Below are 19170 nucleotides of genomic sequence, written 5' to 3' on the forward strand. Positions count from 1 at the left end.
TATTTATTATACATGAGAAAAACAAAAGCCACCTCAGAAAATGTAACTTTTAGTAACATTACTGCTCCGGCAGGATTTTCGATTAATCCGGATGGCACAGTAAATGTACCTGCAAATGCTTTACCCGGTGATTATATTTTTACCTACACACTTTGCCCAATTGGCAGCACAACGGGTTGTGTGTATGATATTTTTGTAAGTTTTACAATTCATAACACCGTTCGAGCAATAGCCGATGCCTTTAATTTTGATACTCAAGGTAATTTTTTAGGCTCAAACCATGACGACCCTACCAGCTTCAACATATTAACAAATGACGGCTATGCCGTTGATTGTGGGTTTTCTGCACCTAATAGTTTTGTGGGTGCCGTTTTGAATGATAATGTCACACTATCCAATATTAATCAAACTGAATTAGCTGGATATTTTAATATTTTAAACAATGGAGCTGTAAACGCAATAAATAATATTATCCCTACTGGATATTATAACTTTACGTATGAAATTTGTGATTTTATTTATCCGAATGCTTGTTCAACGACTTATGGTTGGATAAATGTGATTAGCACAGCCAGAGGTTTCTCTACAAATATAAAAGAAAAAGCAGATGACAATTTAGTGTCTATATATCCTAATCCTTCAAAAGATTTTTTTACAGTTTCTTTTCAAAACACAATAGATAAAGGCAATATTAAGGTGTTTTCTTCTTTGGGGCAAGTACTTTTTAGTAATTCCTTTCAACAAACTAATGAAGAAATAATTGATTTAAGTCGTTTTCCAAATGGCACTTATTTAATTCAAGTTATATTAATTGATACTGTGTTTAATAAGAAAATAATTAAAAATTAAGGTTATGAAAAGCATATTTTTATTTTTTATTTGTGTTATTTCAAATGCCCAAATAATAAATATTCCCGACCAAAATTTTAAAAATAAGTTGCTGCAAGCAAATACTACCAATCAAACAGCCGCGGGTAATATTATTGATACCAATGCGAATGGAGAAATTGAAATTAGTGAAGCGTTGATGGTTAACTACTTGTTTGTAGCGGCTTCAAATATTAGTGATTTAACAGGTGTTGAATATTTTACTAATTTGCAATATTTATTTGTAAATGTGAATCAAATTACAAGTATAAACTTATCAACTTTGACTAATTTAATTCAATTTAGATGTAATAACAACAATTTATCAAATTTAGATTTAACGGGTTTAATTAATTTGGTGGGTGTAAATTTTTCTCATAATAATATTACAGAAATTAATTTTTCTTTGTTACCAAATATTAACCAAGTTGTATGTAATAATAATTTATTATCTGAACTAGATTTTAGTAGTAATCCATTATTTACAAAATTATATTGTAGCAACAACAATTTAACAACTTTAAACATTAAAAACGGCATCAATCAAGATTTTAGTGATGTAAATTTTAATGACTGCTGGAAAACAGGCAACCCCAACCTAACCACCATTTGTGCCGATGAAAGCGAGATAGCCAGCGTTCAAAGTTTTTTAGAGGATTGTGGTAGTCCGCAAACTATCAATGTAAACAGTAACTGTAATTTAAGCAATCAAGAGTTCACAAAAAGTAAAATTACGATTTACCCAAACCCTGTAAACGATGTTCTAAACATCAATTTAGAAAACAGTATTATTTCATCGGTTACAGTTTTTAATACATTGGGTCAAAAAGTATATTTTAGTTTTTCAACGACCAGCCAAATAGATGTTTCAAAACTGGAGGCCGGAGCTTATTTTTTAAAAGTGGATGGTTTGGAAGGTGAGTATTATGGTAGGTTTGTGAAGAAGTAAATGGATAGATAGTCAAATAAATAAATGACTTTTTTATCTTTGGCAAACTAGTTTTGTACCTATAAAAATGATTCAACTAAAAGAACGCACAACCAAGGCTGAAATGCTTCAACAATTGCCTTTAATTCAACAATTATATCCTGAATTTACCGAACAAATTTATAGTGATTTGTTAGACGAAATGTTACCCAACAACTACAAACAAGTAGTTGCGTTTGAAAACGAAATAGCCGTTGGACTTTCAGGTTTTTGGGTAGGAACCAAATTATGGTGCGGAAAATATTTAGAATTAGACAATGTGATAGTTCATCCCAACCATCGTTCCAAAGGTGTTGGTAAAGTATTGACAGAATATTTGAATCAGAAAGCAATCGATTTAGGTTGTAAAGTGGTTGCTTTAGATGCGTATACGAACAATTTCCCGGCTCATAAATTTTATTTTAACCACGGTTTTGTGCCGAAAGGGTTTCACTTTGTGAAGTTTTTGGAGGAGAAAAACTAACCTTTTTCTTTAACCGGATCTTGTCTAGAATCGAAAACATCCGTTACATAAACTCTATTTTCATCGACGCTGTAATAATAGATAATCTTGTAATTGCCACAAATCAATCGTTTGTGATTTTTATTAAGATAACCTAAAAACTCATCTTCTTGCCATTCAACTTCTTTGTTTTTAAGTGTTTTTATTGAAGTTATTATTTCTAATTTAATCTTTTTTGCAATTTTTACCGAGGCGTAAATGCAATAATAATCATAAATAGATTTAATTTGAAATAGAGCAAAATGAGTAATTACAACTTTTCTCATCTATAAATCGTCAACATCTATAAATCGTCCCAATTTTATATCTTGCTCAGACTGTTCCGCCCTTTTTTTATATTCATCAACAGTAAATGGACTTAAAACAGCCGCCGTTTTTTGCTTTTTAGCAAAAGCCAATAGCGATTTTATTGAGTTAATTAGATTTTCATCTTGAATCAATTCTAACTCTTTTTGAATTTTTTTTATTTCAAGTGATACATTCATAACTTTATTTTTTACAAACTTACAAAAACTTTTAATTGTTTGTTTTTCAGTTTGAAACAACAATACATTATGTTCTCTTATTTTTAAAACAAATTTCAGAGGATAATTGTATTTTTATAAAATGAAAAGATTGCTTTACATACAATTACTATTTTTATTCGGTTGTGCTTCTAACGAAACATTTCAAACCCAATTTCCCATGCCCATTTCTGATTGTTTTTATCAAATAAACGGAAATAAAACCCATTTTGTCATTGAATTTCAACAATCCATTTCAAAAGATATCAAATTTGAAAAACTCTATTTCAGAAACCAAACCGCAAAAATTAAAATGATTTCCAATCAAAAAGCAGAAGCCATTTTCATTAAACCGGATTTAATTTTAGATGCAAATCCTGAAAATGAATACGAAAATCAACCACCAATTCCTCAAAAACAACGTTTTCAAATCAATTCCTACGAAGCGGTTTTAGAATTTACCCAAAACGGAAAAATAAAACACTTCAAATTCACTAACGTGACTGAAAAATCAAATAAATAGTTAATTTTGCTTGATTGCAAAATAAATTCAACAGCCACTTTGGGACTTTACAAATCACTTTTTAAACAAACCGCCATTTATGGGTTAGCCACCGTGCTTCCCAGAATGCTTAGTTTTTTGTTGGTTCCGCTTTATACAGATATACTGAACCCCGGCGAATATGGAGAAGTTTCCATTATTTTTTCGTGGTTGGTCTTATTTAATGTGCTATTAGCCTACGGAATGGAAACTTCTTTTTTCCGTTTTTATAACAATTATGACGACAAACGTGCGGTCATCGGAACAGCAACAATTTCCATATTTTGGACAACAATTGTCTTCTTAATTGGTTCACTTTTATTTCGAAATACGTTAGCCAATTTTTCCGGAATTGATGTGGAATACATCACCTACACCATTTGGATTTTGGTCTTGGACGCATTGGTTATCATTCCGTTTTCCAAACTTAGAGCTTATCAACGTTCGATCGTTTATGCCATTATTAAAATTGGAAATGTCGCCATCAACCTAGGTTTGAATGTTTTCTTTTTACTGTATTTGCCTAAAATTGCGGCAGCCAATCCGGATAGTTTTTTGGCCAGTTTATATGTAGAAAACTTTCAAATCGGTTATATTTTTGTTGCGAATATTATTGCAAGTTTATTAACGTTAATTGTTCTTTCGCCCAATTATTTCCATATTCAATGGCATTTTGATACGCAACTCTGGAAAAAAATGCTTCGTTATGGTTTCCCGATTTTAATTGCCGGATTAGCGTTTGCCATCAACGAGCATTTTGATAAAATTTTGCTCGAAATCTTTAACATCAGCAAATCTGAAATTGGTGCTTATTCCGCTTGTTACAAAATCGGCTTGTTTATGGTACTGTTCAGAACCGCTTATTCATTGGGAATTGAGCCGTTTTTCTTTAGCTATGCGAATAACGAAAATGCTCCACAAACCTATGCCGATATCACCAAATATTTTGTAATTTTTGGGTCGTTAATTTCGTTGTCGGTTATCGTATTCTCAGATATTTTAAAACTGTTTTTAATTCCGAATGAAACATATTGGTCAGCTATGAAAGTTGTTCCATTGATTGTTTTAGCGAATTTCTTTTTAGGAATTTATACGAATCTTTCCGTTTGGTATAAGTTGACGGACCGAACCAAAATGGGAGCATACATTTCAATTGTTGGAGCAATTGTTACTTTAACAATCAACTTTTTGTTAATTGAAAAATTCAGTTATATTGGTTCTGCCATTGCAACCATTGCAGCGTACGGTAGTATGATGGCCATTTCTTATTCGCTGGGAAATCGTTATTATCCCATTCCGTATGATAAAAATAAAATTGGAGGTTATCTAGGACTTTCCGTTTTGTTTTCGTTTGTTTATTTTTATGGATTCAGAGAAAATTACTTTGTCGGAATCGGATTGTTAGTTGTTTTTATTTATTTTGTTTACCGAAATGAGAAAAACACACTTTTAGGAATTTTAAAAAAGTCAAGTTAAATGCAAATCAAAATCATCAATAAATCGCAGCATCCATTACCAAACTATGAAACAATTGCCTCAGCCGGAATGGATTTACGAGCCAATTTATCCGAACCAATTACCTTAAAATCATTAGAACGAACTATTGTGAAGACTGGTTTGTTTATTGAACTACCAATGGGTTACGAAGCACAAGTTCGCCCGCGTAGTGGATTGGCCGCCAAAAAGGGAATTACCGTTTTAAATTCACCCGGTACAGTTGATGCCGATTATCGTGGCGAAATCGGGGTTATTTTAGTAAATTTATCCCGTGAAGATTTTGTCATCGAAAACGGTGAACGAATCGCTCAGTTAATCATTGCCAAACACGAACGAGCCGAATGGATTGAAGTTGAGGAATTATCTGAAACATCAAGAGGCGAAGGAGGTTTTGGTAGTACGGGAGTGAAGTAATTCTGCATTCAGTATTCGTTATTCATCATTCAAAATTCTAAACATTAACATTAATAACTTAAACGCCATGAAAAAATTTGATTTAAATGAAAGATTAATTGATTTTGCCGTACAACTAATCTTTACAACCGATTCTGTTAAAAATACAAAAGCAGGAAATCATTTAACAAGTCAACTTATTCGTTCAGGAACTTCACCAGCATTGAATTACAGTGAAGCTCAAAGTGCAGAATCAAAAAATGATTTCATACACAAAATGGCTATTGTTTTGAAGGAGCTTAGAGAATCTCTAACAAGTCTTAAAATTATTCATAGAGCTAACCTTTTTGCTTCGGATGAAAGCCAAATTTTAAAAGTGATAAATGAAAACAACGAATTAGTATCTATTTTTGTCAAAAGCATAGAAACCACTAAAAAGAATAAATTATAATCAGCATAATTCATAATTTTGAATAATGAATTTTGAATAACGAAAAACGAACTTTTACATGAAAATAATTGTACCCATGGCCGGACGCGGCTCTCGATTAAGACCTCACACCTTAACAGTGCCAAAACCCTTAATTCCTGTAGCAGGAAAACCAATCGTTCATCGGTTAGTTGAAGATATTGCGGGAGTTTTAAACCAACCGATAGATGAAGTTGCCTTTATCATCCACGAAAGTTTTGGTAAAAAAGTAGAAGAGGAATTAATTGCTATTGCTCAAAAATTAGGTGCAAAGGGTACTATTTACTACCAAAACGAAGCTCTTGGAACCGGTCATGCCATCATGTGTGCCAAAGATTCGTTGAGCGGACCGGCAGTAATTGCTTATGCTGATACGTTAATTCGTGCCGATTTTGATTTGGATACATCCGCCGATAGTGTAATTTGGGTGAAACAAGTCGATCAACCGGAAGCTTTTGGTGTAGTTAATTTGAATGTCAATGGTGAAATCATCGAATTAGTAGAGAAACCGAAAGAATTTGTATCCGATTTAGCAGTCATTGGAATATACTATTTCAAAGATGTTGCCGTTCTTAAAAATGAGTTACAATCCGTTTTAGATAACAATATCATTCACGGTGGCGAGTACCAAATTAATGACGGAATTAAACAAATGATGGCCAAAGGCATGAAATTTGTACCGGGTAAAGTAGACGAATGGATGGACTGCGGAAATAAAGACGTAACTGTTGAAACCAACACAAGAATGTTGGGTTTTTTACACCTTGATGGAGAACAATTAGTTGCAGATGATATTAAATTAGAAAACGCAACCATTATTCCGCCTTGTTATATTGGTGAAGATGTAATTTTGATTAATGCAACCGTTGGACCTAATGTATCGCTTGGAAAAGGATGTCATGTGATTGATTCAACCATCAAAAACAGTTTGGTTCAAACCCATGCACACATAAAAAATGCCAATTTAGATAATGCTATGATTGGAAATCACGCCTCGTTTGATGGAAAATTTACAAGTATTAGTATTGGAGATTATTCCGTTTTAGAATAAAATTAAACATAATGCTCGCTCCCCTCTCCTTCTTGTCTCGTCCGAAGGGGGATGGAGAGGGGTTAGGGTGAGGTAAAATGATAAAGAACAAATTATATTATGTAATCTTTCTTGGAATTCTTTTCCAATCCATCATCGGATTCTCTCAAGAAGAACCGGAAGATATTGAGTTGGAAACAAGCGAATTTCAAGAGGCTTTTTATGCATCACTTCGTGAAAAAGGAATTGAAAATTATGACAAAGCAATTAATGCTCTTCAAAAATGCTTGACTTTAGAGCCCAATAATCCGGTAGTACATTTTGAATTGGGTAAAAACTTCCTTTATCAAAAAGATTACAAAAACGCCTACGACAGTTTTGAAAAAGCAACACAATTAGAGCCAAATAACCGTTGGTATTGGGTAGGTTTATATGATGCTTATTACGCCACAAGAGATTATTCGAATGCGATTGTCATCATGAAAAAACTGATTGAATTCAAAAAAGAATACAAAGAAGATTTGGTTCCATTGTATATGTTTACACAACAATATGATGAAGCCCTAAAGTTAATTGATGAATTGACAGAAACAGTTGGGAAAACGGAAATTAGAGAACAATTCCGAAATCAAATCATGTCAACCACTCGCTACCAAGGTCAGAAAACAGAAAAGCTTTTGGAAGCCATTAAAAGTAATCCTAAAACAGAAGATAATTATGTGGCTTTGATTTACTTATATTCTGAGAATAATCAGGAAGACAAAGCGTTGGAAATAGCCAAAAAATTAGAAAAAGAAATTCCTGATTCCGATTGGGCTCAAGTCAGTTTATTTAAATTTAATATCGATAAGAATAACGGGGAAAATGCTGCTTCAGCAATGCATAAAATTTTGAAAAGTCCAAAAATTGATCAAAAGATTAAACACCGTGTCTTTAATGAATTTTTAATTTTCACCAAAGATAACCCTTCTTTTTCTACAGATTTAGAAAAGGCTATTGCCTATTTTAGAGACGATAGAGAAGTAAAAGTTGCCAAAGAAGTAGGTAAATTTTACGAACAAAAAACGGATTGGTCCAATGCAGTAAAATACTATGAATTATTTGCCAAATCCAATCCGGACGATATAGAAAATGTACTGTTACTTTTCAATGCCTATGCACAAAATAATCAATTTGAGATTTTAGCCAAGCAAGCCGAAGAAAAAGTTGAACTATATCCATTACAACCTGATTTCTATTATTACGCCGGTTTGGCAAATAATCAACTTAAGAACTTTAAAAAAGCAAAAGATCTATTAGAATCCGGTATAGATTATATTGTCGATAATAAATCGTTAGAGGCTAATTTTTATATTCAATTAGGTGAAGCATACCATGGATTGAACGATACGAAGAAAAAGGAAAATTATTTTATCAAAGCCGACAAGCTTTTAAAAGAAATTAAATAATGAAAAAGTCTGTGTTGGCCTTAGTACTTGTTTTTACATTGGTTGGATGTAAAGCCAAAAAAGGATTAGTCGAAGCAAATGCTTCTGCTGATTTGGCCACACAAAAAATCATTGAAAATCATTATGATGTTAAGAAAGATTTTTCAACGGCTTACATTCGGGCAAATGCAAAATACAAGGACAAAAATCAGTCGTTGAGTTTTTCGGCGGAAATCAGAATTAAAAAAAATGAACTGATTTTAGTAAGCATTCGTTTTTTGGGAATAACCATGGCAAAAGGTTTAATTACACCCACCGAAGTAAAATATTATGAAAAAAATGGCGGAAAATTTTTTGAAGGCGATTATTCCACTTTAAGCAATTGGCTCGGAACTGATTTAGATTTTTATAAAGTGCAAAACATGCTTATTGGTCAAGCAATGGATGATTTGCGAAAAGGAAAATATGTAAACACTATTGAAAATAAATTATACAAACTCAAAGACATCAATGATAAACAAAACGTGAAATCATATTATTTTGAGGCGTCCAATTTTTTAATCAAACGACAAGAAATTGAACAAATAACTAAAAACAGAAAGTTAAACGTATATTATCCTAACCACAAAGAATACAGTGAAGCCATTTTGCCTTTAACTATTCTAATTGAAGCTTTTCAAGAAAATGAAAAAAACACGATTTCGCTGGAATATAATTCTGTTACATTTAACGAACAATTATCTTTCCCTTACAGTGTTCCAAGTGGTTATGAACAAATTTTTATAGAAAATTAAAACTCCCAATATGATAAAGACTGTATTGACATTCATCGTTATTCTCTCTAGTTCTTTCCTTTGGGCTCAATCAGATGCACAAAAGAAACTAGAAAAACGCAAGGAACAGTTATTGGAAGAGATTAGAGTAAACGAACGAATACTTCAAGAGAACAGGAAAAAAGAGAAGTCCATCGTTAATGTCATTCAACAACAAAAGGCAAAAATTGAATTACGCGAAAAGCTCATTCAAACTAATGAAAAACAAGCCAAGTTATTAAATGATGATATTTACACCAACCAATTAAAAATAAACAAGTTAAAACGTGAATTAGAAGCCCTCAAAGAAGATTATGCCAACATGATTGTTAAATCATACAAAAGTCGTTCTGAACGCAGTAGAGCAATGTTTCTTTTATCGTCTAAAGATTTTACACAGGCTTACAAACGGGTACAATACATGAAACAATATGCCGGTTACAGAAAAAACCAAGGCGATGAGATTAAAGTAAAAACTACGGAACTAGAAGGATACAATGTAAAACTAACCGCTCTTAAATCCGAAAAAGAAAAAATTATTCAGGAGCAAGAAAAGGAAAAATTAGTCCTTGTTCAGGAAAAACAAGAACAAGAAAAATTGGTAAAATCAATTAAAAAAGATCAAAAGAAAATTATTGCTGACATCAAAAAAAAGCAACAAGAAGCAAAAGATATTGACAAGAAAATTCAAAAAGCAATCCGAGATGCTATTGCTGCAGAAAATAAAAAAACAGCCAAAAAAGGAGGTACAAAAACTACATCAACAGGAACTTCATCTTCAAAAATTGTATTAACCGCTGAAGGCAAAATAGAGTCAGATAATTTTAAAGCCAACAAAGGAAAACTCCCTTGGCCTGTAGAAAAAGGTTTTGTTTCTGTAAAGTTTGGAAATCAACCTCATCCTATACAACCAAGTTTAATTATTCACAGCAGTGGCGTAGAAATTACTACCGAATCTGGTTCTTCTGCCAGAGCCGTTTTTGCCGGTGAAGTAATGTTAATTCAAGTTTTAACGCCTATAAATAAAGCCGTTTATATCAAGCATGGTGATTTTATTACGGTATATCAAAACTTAAGTTCTGTATCTGTAAGTAAAGGTGATAAAGTTACCATTAAGCAACCTATCGGTCGAATCAGAACAAATGAATCAACAGGAAAAACAGCAATAAAGTTCTCAGTACTTCAAAATGACTCGTTTTTAAATCCCCAAAGTTGGCTCTACAATATGTAATCAAAAAGCCTGAAATAAAATGTTCAGGCTTTTTGATTTAAATAAACAATGCTCTTAGTTCCGTAGCGTCATTGGGTTTCATTTTTCCGGCTAAAACTAAACTCAATTGCTTTCTTCGTAAAGCGGCATCAAATCGTTGTTTTTCTAATTCCGTCTGCGGTTCAATTTGTGGAACAGATACGGGATTACCGGTTTCATCTACTGCCACAAACGTATAAATCGCCTCATTAGCTTTAGTTTTGTTTCCCGATTCCCGATCTTCAATCCAAACATCTATATAAATTTCCATAGAGGTGTTAAAAGCTCTGGAAACTTTTGATTCTACAGTAACTACACTTCCCAGAGGAATTGCTTTGTTAAACGCAACATGATTCACCGAAGCGGTTACACAAATTCTTCTCGAGTGTCTACGAGCAGAAATACTGGCTGCTCTGTCCATTCTAGCGAGTAATTCTCCACCAAAAAGATTATTTAACGGATTGGTTTCGCCCGGTAAAACAACATCTGTTAAGGTGGTAGTAGAATCAGAAGGGTATTTTACTTGCATATTGAATTTTTTTGCAAAGGTAGAAAAACAACATTGAATCTTATGGAGTTATACCGAATAAAAAAAGCCCCATAAGTGAAGCTTTAATCAAGATTGTATGGGCAAAGGGTTTATTGTTCTAACGATAAAACAAGCATCCAAGCTTCTTTGTTGTGCGATTGTTTAATTGATTGTAATGCCTCTTGTGCTTCTTTAGCTGTAGCATAACTACCATACAACACAGGGTGCAAACCATATTTATTAGGAGTAATTTTTTTAGCGTTGTAACCTAACTCTTTCAGTGATTGCAATGCTCTTTCTGCATTACTTTCTTCTTTATAAGCTCCTGCTACAAGATGATAATGAAAAGAAGTCTCATCTTCTTTTTCTTCAACATTCATTGAAACAAAAGGAATTGGGCTTTCGATAAAAAAAGTAGCTTGCTGAATCTTATCTTGAACTTTTTGTTGAACATTTTTTTCAACAAGTAAGGTTTCTGTAGCAATTTTCTTCGTATACCATTGGTTGCCAAAATAACCAATCAGACCAAAACCAAAGGTAAAAACAGCTGCATATTTTAACCATACATTCGATTTGCTTCTTTTTTCAGGTGTAAATTGGATTGGAGCTCTTTCTTCTAATTGTTCTACTTCTTTTTTAAAGGTCTCTCGTTTGATTTGCGGTGAAACAAAAGAGGTTAAACCGAAAGAATGCGTAGAATAATTTAAACTGTCAGCCGGCTGAAAAACTAAACTACTCTCTGAATTTAAAAAAAGCTTACCTACATTTTTCAGCGTTATCGATTCGCTTTTTTGAATGGTATATTTCCACAATGTCACTTGCTCTTCAATCATTGCTATGGCTTTTTCATAGTCTATTTGCTCTGAAATAGCCACGTGTTTCGCCAAAAGTCCATCATTGTTTTTTAAATGAAAATTAAAAGAAATTACTTTTTTTGGAGGATAAAAAGTATTCGTCTCTAAAGAAAGGCTTGCCGGTTGATTTTCAGTTAAAAAAGCACCAAAACCCGGTACTGTAACACATTGGTAACGATACAATAGTTGGGATATGTAATGCTCTATTCTCATGATGACAAAGAAAAAATATTCAACAGCCGAAACAAAATTTTATGTTCAAAATTTATTAACAATTTAAAGCAATTTGATAACTATTTCCCTTTCATTGAATTAGAATTCTCTCTCCCTTTTCAAAACCTCAAAAAAACTTTAAAATTGTGTTTTTTTGTCAATTCCTTTTAGAAAATCAAAAAAAGATGTTTCTTTGAGGTTCAATTATACGCCATGACAGAATCTGAATTATATTATACGCTTGCGTTACTTCAAGTAGAAGGAGTCGGTGACATTGTTGCCAAAAAACTCATCAACCACTGCGGTTCTGCAGAAAAGGTTTTTCAATCAAAAAAGAGTAAATTAAAAACGATTGATGGTATCGGTCAATTTCTACTAAGAAATTTAGCAAATTCTTCTGTTTTTAAGTTGGCAGAGGAGGAGATAAAATTTATCAAACAGCAAGGAATCACTTATGCTTCCTTTTTAGATAACGAGTATCCTGAACGGCTTAAACATTGCGTTGACGGGCCTACAATTTTGTTTTCTTCCGGAAACATCGATTTAAAAAAACACCGTATTGTAAGCATAGTCGGTACAAGACAAATCACGAGTTATGGAATAGACTTTTGTAGAAAACTCATTGAAGATTTATCCCCATTAAACCCAATTATTGTGAGCGGTTTTGCTTATGGAGTAGATATTGTTGCTCATCAGGCTGCCATGGAAAATAACCTGCAAACCATCGGTGTGTTGGCACACGGGCTAAATCAAATTTACCCCAAAACACATCATAAATACATTGCAAAAATGGAGCAAAATGGGGGGTTTTTAACTGAGTTTTGGAGTTCCTCAAATCCGGACAAAGAAAACTTTGTTAGACGAAATCGAATTGTAGCGGGTATTTCGGAAGCAACCATTGTTATTGAAAGTGCAGAAAAAGGAGGCTCGTTAATCACGGCTTCACTTGCCAATGACTACAGCAGAGAAGTATTTGCCGTTCCCGGACGAACCACCGATAAATACAGTTCAGGGTGCAATAATTTAATCAAAACCCAACGGGCTCATTTACTTACTTCGGCAGCTGATTTAATTTATATTTTGAATTGGGAGTTGAATTCAAAACCAACCCAATCCGTTCAAAAAAAATTGTTTGTTTCGTTGGAGGAAGAAGAACAAAAAGTCTATGATTATCTCTTGAAAAAAGGCAAAGAACTCATGGATATTATCGCTTTAGAATGTGATTTTCCCATCTATAAACTATCCGGAATTTTATTAAATATGGAATTAAAAGGTGTCGTTCGCCCGCTTCCCGGAAAATTATTTGAAGCTATTTAATTACTGTAATTTTTCCCAAACCACTTCATATTTAGCATATTGACCGTTTTCAATGGCTTCTATTATATATATTTTTGGGAAAAGTTGATTGATATCTTTTCTAAATTTTTCCTCTTCCTCGCGGGAAATCATTTCGTCTAACGTAATCATTTTATAACCAGCGACTGCTGAACCATCAACCGTTTCAAAACTGTTTTTCTTAAATTCAAACACAAAAATATTTCGGCATAAAATAAAACGGGTGATGTTGATTTTGCGATGTCTTTTTTGCGAATAACTCAGTTTGATTTTCTTTATTGGCTCCTCTCGCTTCACCGGAAATTGACAGGTTGCTGTTTCGTTCTGGTTAAAAAGAATATAAACGGGTTCTTGTTGCTGACTAAAACCGAAAACAAAAAACAAAAGAACAACAACCGTGATATACTTTTTCATATTACAAAAATCCTAATTTGTTTCGGACACGTTTCAAAACACCATCGGCTACTTTTCCGGCTTTTGATGCTCCTTCGGCTAATGCCTTGTCCACTTCGGTTAAATTAGCCATATAATAGTTATATTTTTCTCTTTCTGTTTTAAACCGCTCTAAAACCAATTCATACAAAGCTTGTTTAGCATGACCATAGCCATAATTTCCACCCAAATAATTGGCTGTCATTTGTTTAATTTCTTCCGAAGAAGCAACTAATTTATAAATAGCAAAAACCTTGCACGTTTCCGGATCTTTGGGTTCTTCCAACGGTTTACTGTCGGTTTCAATAGACATAATTTGTTTGCGTAACGCTTTGTCGTCCAAAAAGATATTGATGATATTGCCTCTGGATTTACTCATTTTATGTCCGTCAGTTCCGGGAACATACATCGTTTCTTCCTGGATTTTTGCTTCAGGAAGTACCAAGGTTTCACCCATTTGATGGTTAAACCGTGAAGCGACATCACGGGTGATTTCTAAATGCTGCAATTGGTCTTTTCCTACCGGAACCACTTCGGCATCATACAACAAAATATCGGCCGCCATCAACATCGGATACGAAAAAAGACCTGCATTAACATCCTCTAATCGGTCAGCCTTGTCTTTGAACGAATGAGCCAATGTCAACCGTTGAAAAGGAAAAAAGCAACTTAAATACCAAGACAACTCTGCTGTTTGCGGCACATCGCTTTGGCGGTAAAAAATTACTTTAGAAATGTCTAAACCGCATGCCAACCACGTTGCAGCCACGCTGTAGGTGTTTTGACGAAGACTTTCTCCGTCTTTAATTTGTGTGATGGAATGCAAATCGGCAATAAACAAAAACGATTCGTTTTCCGGCTTGCCGGCCATTTCTATAGCCGGTAAAATGGCTCCTAATAAATTTCCTAAATGGGGTGTTCCGGTGGCTTGTATTCCGGTTAATATTTTTGGCATAATGAATGGGTTGTAAAAAGGCAAATTTCGGAAAGTTTTTGAAAAATACCGCAACTTATTTTCGTTTAAATACAGTTACAAAAGTGATAAACTTAATTTTATGCTTTCAAAAATAGTTTAGGTTTGCTTACATTTGGCTTTATGAAAATAGTTCAACTTCTTTTATGGTTGCTTTGGAGAATTTGGTTTTACGTTGTTCTTGCCTCTCTCATTATCCTGCTTTTTCCTTTCTTACTTGTTTCTATTTTGAAAGAAGAATGGTATCCCTTTTTCTTTCGTTTGGCTCAACTGTGGGCAAGAGGAATTTTGTTTGCGATGGGATTTTATCCCAGAATTGTTCGTGAACAACGTTTTAAAAAAGGAGATAGTTATATGCTAATTGCCAATCACACGTCTATGACCGATATTATGTTGATGTTGATTATCGCAAAGAATCCGTTTGTTTTTGTGGGAAAGAAAGAATTGGCTAAAATTCCGTTATTCGGGTTTTTCTATAAACGAACCTGTATTTTAGTGGACCGCGACAGTCCAAAAAGCAGGTTAGCGGTGTATGATAGAGCTCAAAAACGATTAAATCAAGGCTTAAGCATCTGTATTTTTCCGGAAGGATTAGTGCCTGATGATGAGTCAATCGTGTTAGCCGACTTTAAAGATGGTGCGTTCCGGTTGGCGATTGAACACCAAATACCCATTGTTCCTATGACGTTTTATGACAACAAAAAAAGGTTTTCTTACACTTTTTTCAGTGGAAGTCCAGGTATCATGCGAGCTAAAGTGCATGAATTTATCCCCACGGCCGGCTTTACGGCAGATGATAAAAAAGCCATCCGCGACAAAGCATGGGATGTGATTTACAAAGAATTAACGAAACAATAATTTCCTTGGAATTAAAATTGTTCATCATGCTGAGACACATCCAATCCAATTTGTTCCGATTCTTCCGAAACACGAAGTGGAATAATAAAATTGGTGACTTTATAAAGCAACATCGAACCAAAGAAGGTAAATACCGCCACTAACACCAACGCAATCATGTGGTGACTAAAAACGCCCCAACCACCGTGCAATAAACTAGCATTTTCGCCTTGGGCAAAAATCGCGGTTAAAATCATCCCCATAATTCCGCCTACGCCGTGACAGGCAAAAACATCTAAGGTGTCATCGATGGATTTTAATTTTTTCCAATACAGCATTTTGTTGGAAACAATGGCGGCTATAAAGCCAAAAAAGATGCTTTGCGGAATAGTTACAAATCCTGCGGCAGGCGTAATGGCAACCAAACCAACCACCGCACCAATACAAGCTCCCATCGCAGAAACTTTTCTACCGTTTAACCGGTCGAAAAATATCCATGTGAGCATAGCCGAAGCTGAGGCTACCGTTGTGGTAGCAAAAGCCATCGCCGCAGTGGCATTAGCAGCTAAAGCAGAACCGGCATTGAACCCAAACCAACCAAACCAAAGCATTCCCGTACCCAGCAATACAAACGGAATATTGGTAGGAATATGTTCGCTGTTTTTGCGTTTACCTAAAACCAAAACACCGGCTAAGGCAGCAAAACCGGCACTCATGTGTACCACTGTTCCGCCGGCAAAATCTTTTACGCCAAAGTAACTACCTAATAAACCATTGGGATGCCAAACCATGTGGCACAGTGGGGTATAAATAAATAAGGTGAATAAACAAATAAATAATAAATAGGAAATAAACCGAACGCGTTCTGCAAACGAACCGGTAATAATGGCCGGTGTAATTACAGCAAATTTCATTTGAAACAAAGCAAAAAGGATAAATGGAATCGTAGAAGCCATTTTAGCATGTGGTAACACTCCTACTTGATCCATAAACACAAATTGAAACGGATTTCCAATGAGGCCATAATGGGTTCCGTTAACCATAAAGCCAATTGAATCACCAAAAGCCAAACTAAAGCCTACCACTACCCAAAGCAGCGAAACCACTCCTAAACAAATAAAACTTTGCAACATAGTAGAAATTACATTCTTTTTACCTACCATACCGCCATAAAAAAACGAAAGACCGGGTGTCATCAATAAAACCAAACAAGAGGAAGTGAGTAGCCAAGCCACATCGGCTGTAACAATTGTATCGGCTGAATTAAATAGGACTGATTCTGTTGCAGGAGTGCTTTCCCAAAATAATCCACTAATGGCAGCGATACTGATTAAGACAAAAGAAATTACCCAACGTTTTTCTATTTTCATAATTAACCCTATTTTATTTAGGGTGTAAAAATATAAATTATTTTTTTACTTACACATTACCATACAAAAAATAGGGGTTGTGTATAAAAATTATGGTATATTTTGCTTTTTAGTCGCTTAATTTATTTTTTATAAACGTTATTATTTTTTGCTACATTTGAATTTCAACCCATAAAATAAATAAACAAATGAATACAAATGTAATCTGTTGGTTTGAAATTTATGTGGATAACATGGAGCGAGCCAAGCAATTTTATGCAACCGTTTTAGGAACAAAATTCCATGATATGCCTTCTCCGGACGGAAGCGAAGATTTTAAAATGTCTTGTTTTTCTTCGTCGGAAAACCAAGGTGTAAGTGGTGCTTTGGTGCAAATGAAAGAAGCCCGAACCAATAATCCCGGAAACACTTCCACCATTGTTTATTTTCCTTGCGAAGATTGTAGTGTAGAAGAAAGCCGCGTAGAAAATGCCGGAGGTAAAGTACATTGTCCTAAAATGTCAATAGGGGAACACGGTTTTATCAGCATTTGTCTTGATACAGAAAACAACACGTTCGGATTATATTCTATGCAATAAACAAATAGATATGAAAATAGTAAAATTAGTATTGTTCACATTATTCGGATTGATGTTCATCAATGCCGGTTTAGACAAATTTTTGCACTACATGCCCGTTCCACCGTTGGAACCGGAAATGATGAAAGTTTTTGAATCCTTTATATCCATCAATTGGTTAATGCCGCTTGTAGGAGCTGTGGAAATTCTTGCCGGATTATTGTTCATTTTTCCCAAAACACGTTTGTTGGGAGCTATAATGATTTTTCCGGTGATGGTGGGAATCATGCTTCACAATGCCGTTTATATGCCGGAAGGATTAGCAATTGCCGGAGTATTTTTTCTAATCAATCTTTGGGTATTATACGAAAATAAAGAGAAAATAAAAGACTTAGTTGGTTAATGGTTATTAGTAATAGGCTACGAACTTCGAACCGACAACCAAAAAATATGAAACTAATTATCCAAACTAAAATTCAAATTCAAAAACCCATTGAAACGGTTTTCGAAAACATAGTTAATCCCGACAAAATGAACCAATATTTTATTGGAACCAGCACGGGAAGAATAGAACAAGATGCAGAACTCATTTGGACATTCCCTGAATTTGAAGAAAAATGCCCATTAACCGTTACCGAAGTTATACCGAATAGTAAAATAGCCTTTGTTTGGGATCCCGAAACGATTGTAACCATTCAATTGACGGAGCAAGCCGATAAAAGTACTTTAGTTCACGTAACCGAAGACGGTAAAGAAAACACTGAAAAAGGCATCAAATGGTTTGGCGGAAACACCGAAGGCTGGGCAAATTTTTTAGCCTGTTTGAAAGCGTTTTCAGAATATAACATCAACCTCAGAAAAGGAGCTTTCGACTTTCTAAAAATCCAATAATCGAACAATCAAACAATCGAACAATTGAACATGGAATCTATCCAACACTACATCGCAAACCTCTCCGAAACCGACCAAGCTATTGGACAACTACTCTCAGACTTAATTGATACTCATTTGTCGTTTACAGAAAGTAAAATCTGGCATGCTCATCCCGTGTGGTTTATTGACGGAAACCCGATTGTAGGTTTCAGCAAACAAAAAGCAGGTATCCGGTTGATGTTTTGGAGCGGGGCCGACTTTGACGAAGAACAATTGGCTGTTCGCGGTCAGAAGTTTAAAGATGCTTCGATTTTCTACAATTCAGTTTCAGAAATTAATGCGGAGGATGTGCAACGCTGGCTTCAAAAATCAGAAACCATTCAGTGGGATTATAAGAATATTGTGAAGAGGAAAGGGGTTTTGGAACGGTTGAAGATTGTTTAAGGGTTTAAAGGTTTAAAAGGGTTGAGAGACTTAGAATGAATACTACTATGAAAGCAATACAAATTACTATTGAAGCTACGGTAAATCAATCACCGGAAATTGTTTGGGATCATTATACCAATGCAAAACACATCGTCCATTGGAATTTTGCCAGCGATGATTGGCATTGTCCAAAAGCAGAAAACAATCCGGTTGTGGGTGGAACCTATTTTTCACGAATGGAAGCCAAAGATGGTAGTTTTGGTTTCGATTTTAGAGCAATTTACGAAGAGGTCATTCCAAATGAAAAATTGGTTTATTCCTTGGAAGACGGGCGAAAAGTAACCACAGTATTTGAACAAGCAGGTACCACAACCAACGTTACTACCATTTTTGCTGCAGAAAACCAAAACCCGGTGGAGATGCAAAAGGCAGGTTGGCAAGCGATATTGAATAATTTCAAAAGTTATGTGGAGCGAAATAACAGTTAACTAAA

25 protein-coding genes are annotated in these 19170 nt (G+C 34.5%); 18 read left to right on the forward strand and 7 right to left on the reverse strand.

The window, feature by feature from the left end:
• Positions 1–12: 12 nt before the first annotated feature.
• From R2782_RS03190 to R2782_RS03200, 3 genes are all read left to right on the forward strand, one after another.
• Positions 13–849 carry a T9SS type A sorting domain-containing protein gene (locus R2782_RS03190; RefSeq protein WP_371266630.1) on the forward strand — a complete coding sequence of 279 codons (837 nt, stop codon included), beginning with the start codon at positions 13–15 and terminating at the stop codon, positions 847–849.
• Between the two features lie 4 nt (positions 850–853).
• Complete coding sequence (locus tag R2782_RS03195) at positions 854–1816, forward strand: T9SS type A sorting domain-containing protein (protein ID WP_371266631.1); 963 nt, start codon at positions 854–856, stop codon at positions 1814–1816.
• A 67-nt stretch (positions 1817–1883) separates the two neighbouring features.
• Complete coding sequence (locus R2782_RS03200; RefSeq protein WP_371266632.1) at positions 1884–2318, forward strand: GNAT family N-acetyltransferase; 435 nt, start codon at positions 1884–1886, stop codon at positions 2316–2318.
• On the opposite strand, the gene R2782_RS03205 is transcribed toward R2782_RS03200, so the two are convergent.
• Together R2782_RS03205 and R2782_RS03210 are read right to left on the reverse strand one after the other, a co-directional pair.
• On the reverse strand, positions 2315–2623 hold the full coding sequence (locus tag R2782_RS03205; protein ID WP_371266633.1) for a type II toxin-antitoxin system RelE/ParE family toxin: 309 nt from the start codon (positions 2621–2623) through the stop codon (positions 2315–2317). The genes R2782_RS03200 and R2782_RS03205 overlap by 4 nt on opposite strands.
• A complete protein-coding gene (locus R2782_RS03210; protein ID WP_371266634.1) occupies positions 2624–2842 on the reverse strand; it encodes a hypothetical protein in 219 nt (72 codons plus the stop codon).
• Between the two features lie 121 nt (positions 2843–2963).
• Here R2782_RS03210 and R2782_RS03215 point away from each other — a divergent pair, with 121 nt between their 5' ends.
• The 8 genes from R2782_RS03215 (at position 2964) to R2782_RS03250 (ending at position 10260) form a co-directional block, all read left to right on the forward strand.
• Positions 2964–3383, forward strand: a complete 420-nt coding sequence (locus R2782_RS03215; protein WP_371266635.1) for a hypothetical protein — start codon at positions 2964–2966, stop codon at positions 3381–3383.
• A gap of 39 nt (positions 3384–3422) precedes the next feature.
• Positions 3423–4877, forward strand: coding sequence for a lipopolysaccharide biosynthesis protein (locus R2782_RS03220; RefSeq protein WP_371266943.1), 1455 nt, complete (start codon positions 3423–3425; stop codon positions 4875–4877).
• Positions 4878–5312, forward strand: coding sequence for a dUTP diphosphatase (gene dut, locus R2782_RS03225; protein ID WP_371266636.1), 435 nt, complete (start codon positions 4878–4880; stop codon positions 5310–5312).
• 67 nt (positions 5313–5379) lie between these two features.
• Entirely contained in the window at positions 5380–5742 is a 363-nt protein-coding gene (locus R2782_RS03230; RefSeq protein WP_371266637.1) for a four helix bundle protein, read from the forward strand.
• Between the two features lie 58 nt (positions 5743–5800).
• Positions 5801–6811: a sugar phosphate nucleotidyltransferase gene (locus R2782_RS03235; RefSeq protein ID WP_371266638.1), complete on the forward strand. Its 1011-nt coding sequence runs from the start codon at positions 5801–5803 to the stop codon at positions 6809–6811.
• A 77-nt stretch (positions 6812–6888) separates the two neighbouring features.
• Positions 6889–8238 carry a tetratricopeptide repeat protein gene (locus tag R2782_RS03240; protein ID WP_371266639.1) on the forward strand — a complete coding sequence of 450 codons (1350 nt, stop codon included), beginning with the start codon at positions 6889–6891 and terminating at the stop codon, positions 8236–8238.
• Positions 8238–9011 carry a DUF4292 domain-containing protein gene (locus tag R2782_RS03245; RefSeq protein WP_371266640.1) on the forward strand — a complete coding sequence of 258 codons (774 nt, stop codon included), beginning with the start codon at positions 8238–8240 and terminating at the stop codon, positions 9009–9011. The genes R2782_RS03240 and R2782_RS03245 overlap by 1 nt, the downstream gene beginning before the upstream one ends.
• A gap of 10 nt (positions 9012–9021) precedes the next feature.
• Positions 9022–10260: a murein hydrolase activator EnvC gene (locus R2782_RS03250; protein WP_371266641.1), complete on the forward strand. Its 1239-nt coding sequence runs from the start codon at positions 9022–9024 to the stop codon at positions 10258–10260.
• Positions 10261–10297: 37 nt separating this feature from the next.
• Here R2782_RS03250 and R2782_RS03255 read toward each other — a convergent pair whose 3' ends face one another.
• Together R2782_RS03255 and R2782_RS03260 are read right to left on the reverse strand one after the other, a co-directional pair.
• A complete protein-coding gene (locus tag R2782_RS03255; RefSeq protein ID WP_371266642.1) occupies positions 10298–10807 on the reverse strand; it encodes an acyl-CoA thioesterase in 510 nt (169 codons plus the stop codon).
• A gap of 110 nt (positions 10808–10917) precedes the next feature.
• Positions 10918–11874 carry an SPOR domain-containing protein gene (locus tag R2782_RS03260; RefSeq protein ID WP_371266643.1) on the reverse strand — a complete coding sequence of 319 codons (957 nt, stop codon included), beginning with the start codon at positions 11872–11874 and terminating at the stop codon, positions 10918–10920.
• Between the two features lie 213 nt (positions 11875–12087).
• Here R2782_RS03260 and dprA point away from each other — a divergent pair, with 213 nt between their 5' ends.
• Complete coding sequence (gene dprA, locus R2782_RS03265) at positions 12088–13191, forward strand: DNA-processing protein DprA (RefSeq protein ID WP_371266644.1); 1104 nt, start codon at positions 12088–12090, stop codon at positions 13189–13191.
• Here dprA and R2782_RS03270 read toward each other — a convergent pair whose 3' ends face one another.
• On the reverse strand, positions 13192–13623 hold the full coding sequence (locus tag R2782_RS03270; protein WP_371266645.1) for a hypothetical protein: 432 nt from the start codon (positions 13621–13623) through the stop codon (positions 13192–13194). It lies immediately after the preceding gene.
• A gap of 1 nt (position 13624) precedes the next feature.
• A complete protein-coding gene (trpS, locus tag R2782_RS03275) occupies positions 13625–14596 on the reverse strand; it encodes a tryptophan--tRNA ligase (RefSeq protein WP_371266646.1) in 972 nt (323 codons plus the stop codon).
• A 141-nt stretch (positions 14597–14737) separates the two neighbouring features.
• Between trpS and R2782_RS03280 the strand changes: the two genes are divergently transcribed.
• A complete protein-coding gene (locus R2782_RS03280; protein ID WP_371266647.1) occupies positions 14738–15472 on the forward strand; it encodes a lysophospholipid acyltransferase family protein in 735 nt (244 codons plus the stop codon).
• 11 nt (positions 15473–15483) lie between these two features.
• Here R2782_RS03280 and R2782_RS03285 read toward each other — a convergent pair whose 3' ends face one another.
• A complete protein-coding gene (locus R2782_RS03285) occupies positions 15484–16821 on the reverse strand; it encodes an ammonium transporter (protein ID WP_371266648.1) in 1338 nt (445 codons plus the stop codon).
• A gap of 188 nt (positions 16822–17009) precedes the next feature.
• Here R2782_RS03285 and R2782_RS03290 point away from each other — a divergent pair, with 188 nt between their 5' ends.
• The 5 genes from R2782_RS03290 to R2782_RS03310 are packed head-to-tail and all read left to right on the forward strand — an operon-like array spanning position 17010 to position 19165.
• On the forward strand, positions 17010–17399 hold the full coding sequence (locus R2782_RS03290; RefSeq protein ID WP_371266649.1) for a VOC family protein: 390 nt from the start codon (positions 17010–17012) through the stop codon (positions 17397–17399).
• Positions 17400–17409: 10 nt separating this feature from the next.
• On the forward strand, positions 17410–17781 hold the full coding sequence (locus R2782_RS03295) for a MauE/DoxX family redox-associated membrane protein (protein ID WP_371266650.1): 372 nt from the start codon (positions 17410–17412) through the stop codon (positions 17779–17781).
• A gap of 47 nt (positions 17782–17828) precedes the next feature.
• Positions 17829–18269 carry an SRPBCC domain-containing protein gene (locus tag R2782_RS03300; protein WP_371266651.1) on the forward strand — a complete coding sequence of 147 codons (441 nt, stop codon included), beginning with the start codon at positions 17829–17831 and terminating at the stop codon, positions 18267–18269.
• 30 nt (positions 18270–18299) lie between these two features.
• Positions 18300–18695: a DUF1801 domain-containing protein gene (locus R2782_RS03305; protein WP_371266652.1), complete on the forward strand. Its 396-nt coding sequence runs from the start codon at positions 18300–18302 to the stop codon at positions 18693–18695.
• Positions 18696–18742: 47 nt separating this feature from the next.
• Positions 18743–19165 carry an SRPBCC family protein gene (locus R2782_RS03310; RefSeq protein WP_371266653.1) on the forward strand — a complete coding sequence of 141 codons (423 nt, stop codon included), beginning with the start codon at positions 18743–18745 and terminating at the stop codon, positions 19163–19165.
• Positions 19166–19170 lie beyond the last annotated feature (5 nt).

Origin of the sequence: Flavobacterium sp. (genome assembly GCF_041392085.1) — a bacterium.
Taxonomy (GTDB): domain Bacteria; phylum Bacteroidota; class Bacteroidia; order Flavobacteriales; family Flavobacteriaceae; genus Flavobacterium.

What these genes read in the sequence shown, in the direction of transcription:
- R2782_RS03210 (WP_371266634.1), bottom strand. Translation starts at nt 2,842, where the DNA reads ATGAATGTATCACTTGAAATAAAAAAAATTCAAAAAGAGTTAGAATTG.
- R2782_RS03230 (WP_371266637.1), top strand. Translation starts at nt 5,380, where the DNA reads ATGAAAAAATTTGATTTAAATGAAAGATTAATTGATTTTGCCGTACAA.
- R2782_RS03195 (WP_371266631.1), top strand. Translation starts at nt 854, where the DNA reads ATGAAAAGCATATTTTTATTTTTTATTTGTGTTATTTCAAATGCCCAA.
- R2782_RS03250 (WP_371266641.1), top strand. Translation starts at nt 9,022, where the DNA reads ATGATAAAGACTGTATTGACATTCATCGTTATTCTCTCTAGTTCTTTC.
- R2782_RS03270 (WP_371266645.1), bottom strand. Translation starts at nt 13,623, where the DNA reads ATGAAAAAGTATATCACGGTTGTTGTTCTTTTGTTTTTTGTTTTCGGT.
- R2782_RS03245 (WP_371266640.1), top strand. Translation starts at nt 8,238, where the DNA reads ATGAAAAAGTCTGTGTTGGCCTTAGTACTTGTTTTTACATTGGTTGGA.
- R2782_RS03300 (WP_371266651.1), top strand. Translation starts at nt 17,829, where the DNA reads ATGAAACTAATTATCCAAACTAAAATTCAAATTCAAAAACCCATTGAA.
- R2782_RS03310 (WP_371266653.1), top strand. Translation starts at nt 18,743, where the DNA reads ATGAAAGCAATACAAATTACTATTGAAGCTACGGTAAATCAATCACCG.
- R2782_RS03260 (WP_371266643.1), bottom strand. Translation starts at nt 11,874, where the DNA reads ATGAGAATAGAGCATTACATATCCCAACTATTGTATCGTTACCAATGT.
- R2782_RS03190 (WP_371266630.1), top strand. Translation starts at nt 13, where the DNA reads ATGAGAAAAACAAAAGCCACCTCAGAAAATGTAACTTTTAGTAACATT.
- R2782_RS03215 (WP_371266635.1), top strand. Translation starts at nt 2,964, where the DNA reads ATGAAAAGATTGCTTTACATACAATTACTATTTTTATTCGGTTGTGCT.
- R2782_RS03305 (WP_371266652.1), top strand. Translation starts at nt 18,300, where the DNA reads ATGGAATCTATCCAACACTACATCGCAAACCTCTCCGAAACCGACCAA.
- R2782_RS03205 (WP_371266633.1), bottom strand. Translation starts at nt 2,623, where the DNA reads ATGAGAAAAGTTGTAATTACTCATTTTGCTCTATTTCAAATTAAATCT.
- R2782_RS03295 (WP_371266650.1), top strand. Translation starts at nt 17,410, where the DNA reads ATGAAAATAGTAAAATTAGTATTGTTCACATTATTCGGATTGATGTTC.
- R2782_RS03255 (WP_371266642.1), bottom strand. Translation starts at nt 10,807, where the DNA reads ATGCAAGTAAAATACCCTTCTGATTCTACTACCACCTTAACAGATGTT.
- R2782_RS03285 (WP_371266648.1), bottom strand. Translation starts at nt 16,821, where the DNA reads ATGAAAATAGAAAAACGTTGGGTAATTTCTTTTGTCTTAATCAGTATC.
- dprA (WP_371266644.1), top strand. Translation starts at nt 12,088, where the DNA reads ATGACAGAATCTGAATTATATTATACGCTTGCGTTACTTCAAGTAGAA.
- R2782_RS03235 (WP_371266638.1), top strand. Translation starts at nt 5,801, where the DNA reads ATGAAAATAATTGTACCCATGGCCGGACGCGGCTCTCGATTAAGACCT.
- R2782_RS03200 (WP_371266632.1), top strand. Translation starts at nt 1,884, where the DNA reads ATGATTCAACTAAAAGAACGCACAACCAAGGCTGAAATGCTTCAACAA.
- R2782_RS03290 (WP_371266649.1), top strand. Translation starts at nt 17,010, where the DNA reads ATGAATACAAATGTAATCTGTTGGTTTGAAATTTATGTGGATAACATG.
- trpS (WP_371266646.1), bottom strand. Translation starts at nt 14,596, where the DNA reads ATGCCAAAAATATTAACCGGAATACAAGCCACCGGAACACCCCATTTA.
- R2782_RS03280 (WP_371266647.1), top strand. Translation starts at nt 14,738, where the DNA reads ATGAAAATAGTTCAACTTCTTTTATGGTTGCTTTGGAGAATTTGGTTT.
- R2782_RS03240 (WP_371266639.1), top strand. Translation starts at nt 6,889, where the DNA reads ATGATAAAGAACAAATTATATTATGTAATCTTTCTTGGAATTCTTTTC.
- dut (WP_371266636.1), top strand. Translation starts at nt 4,878, where the DNA reads ATGCAAATCAAAATCATCAATAAATCGCAGCATCCATTACCAAACTAT.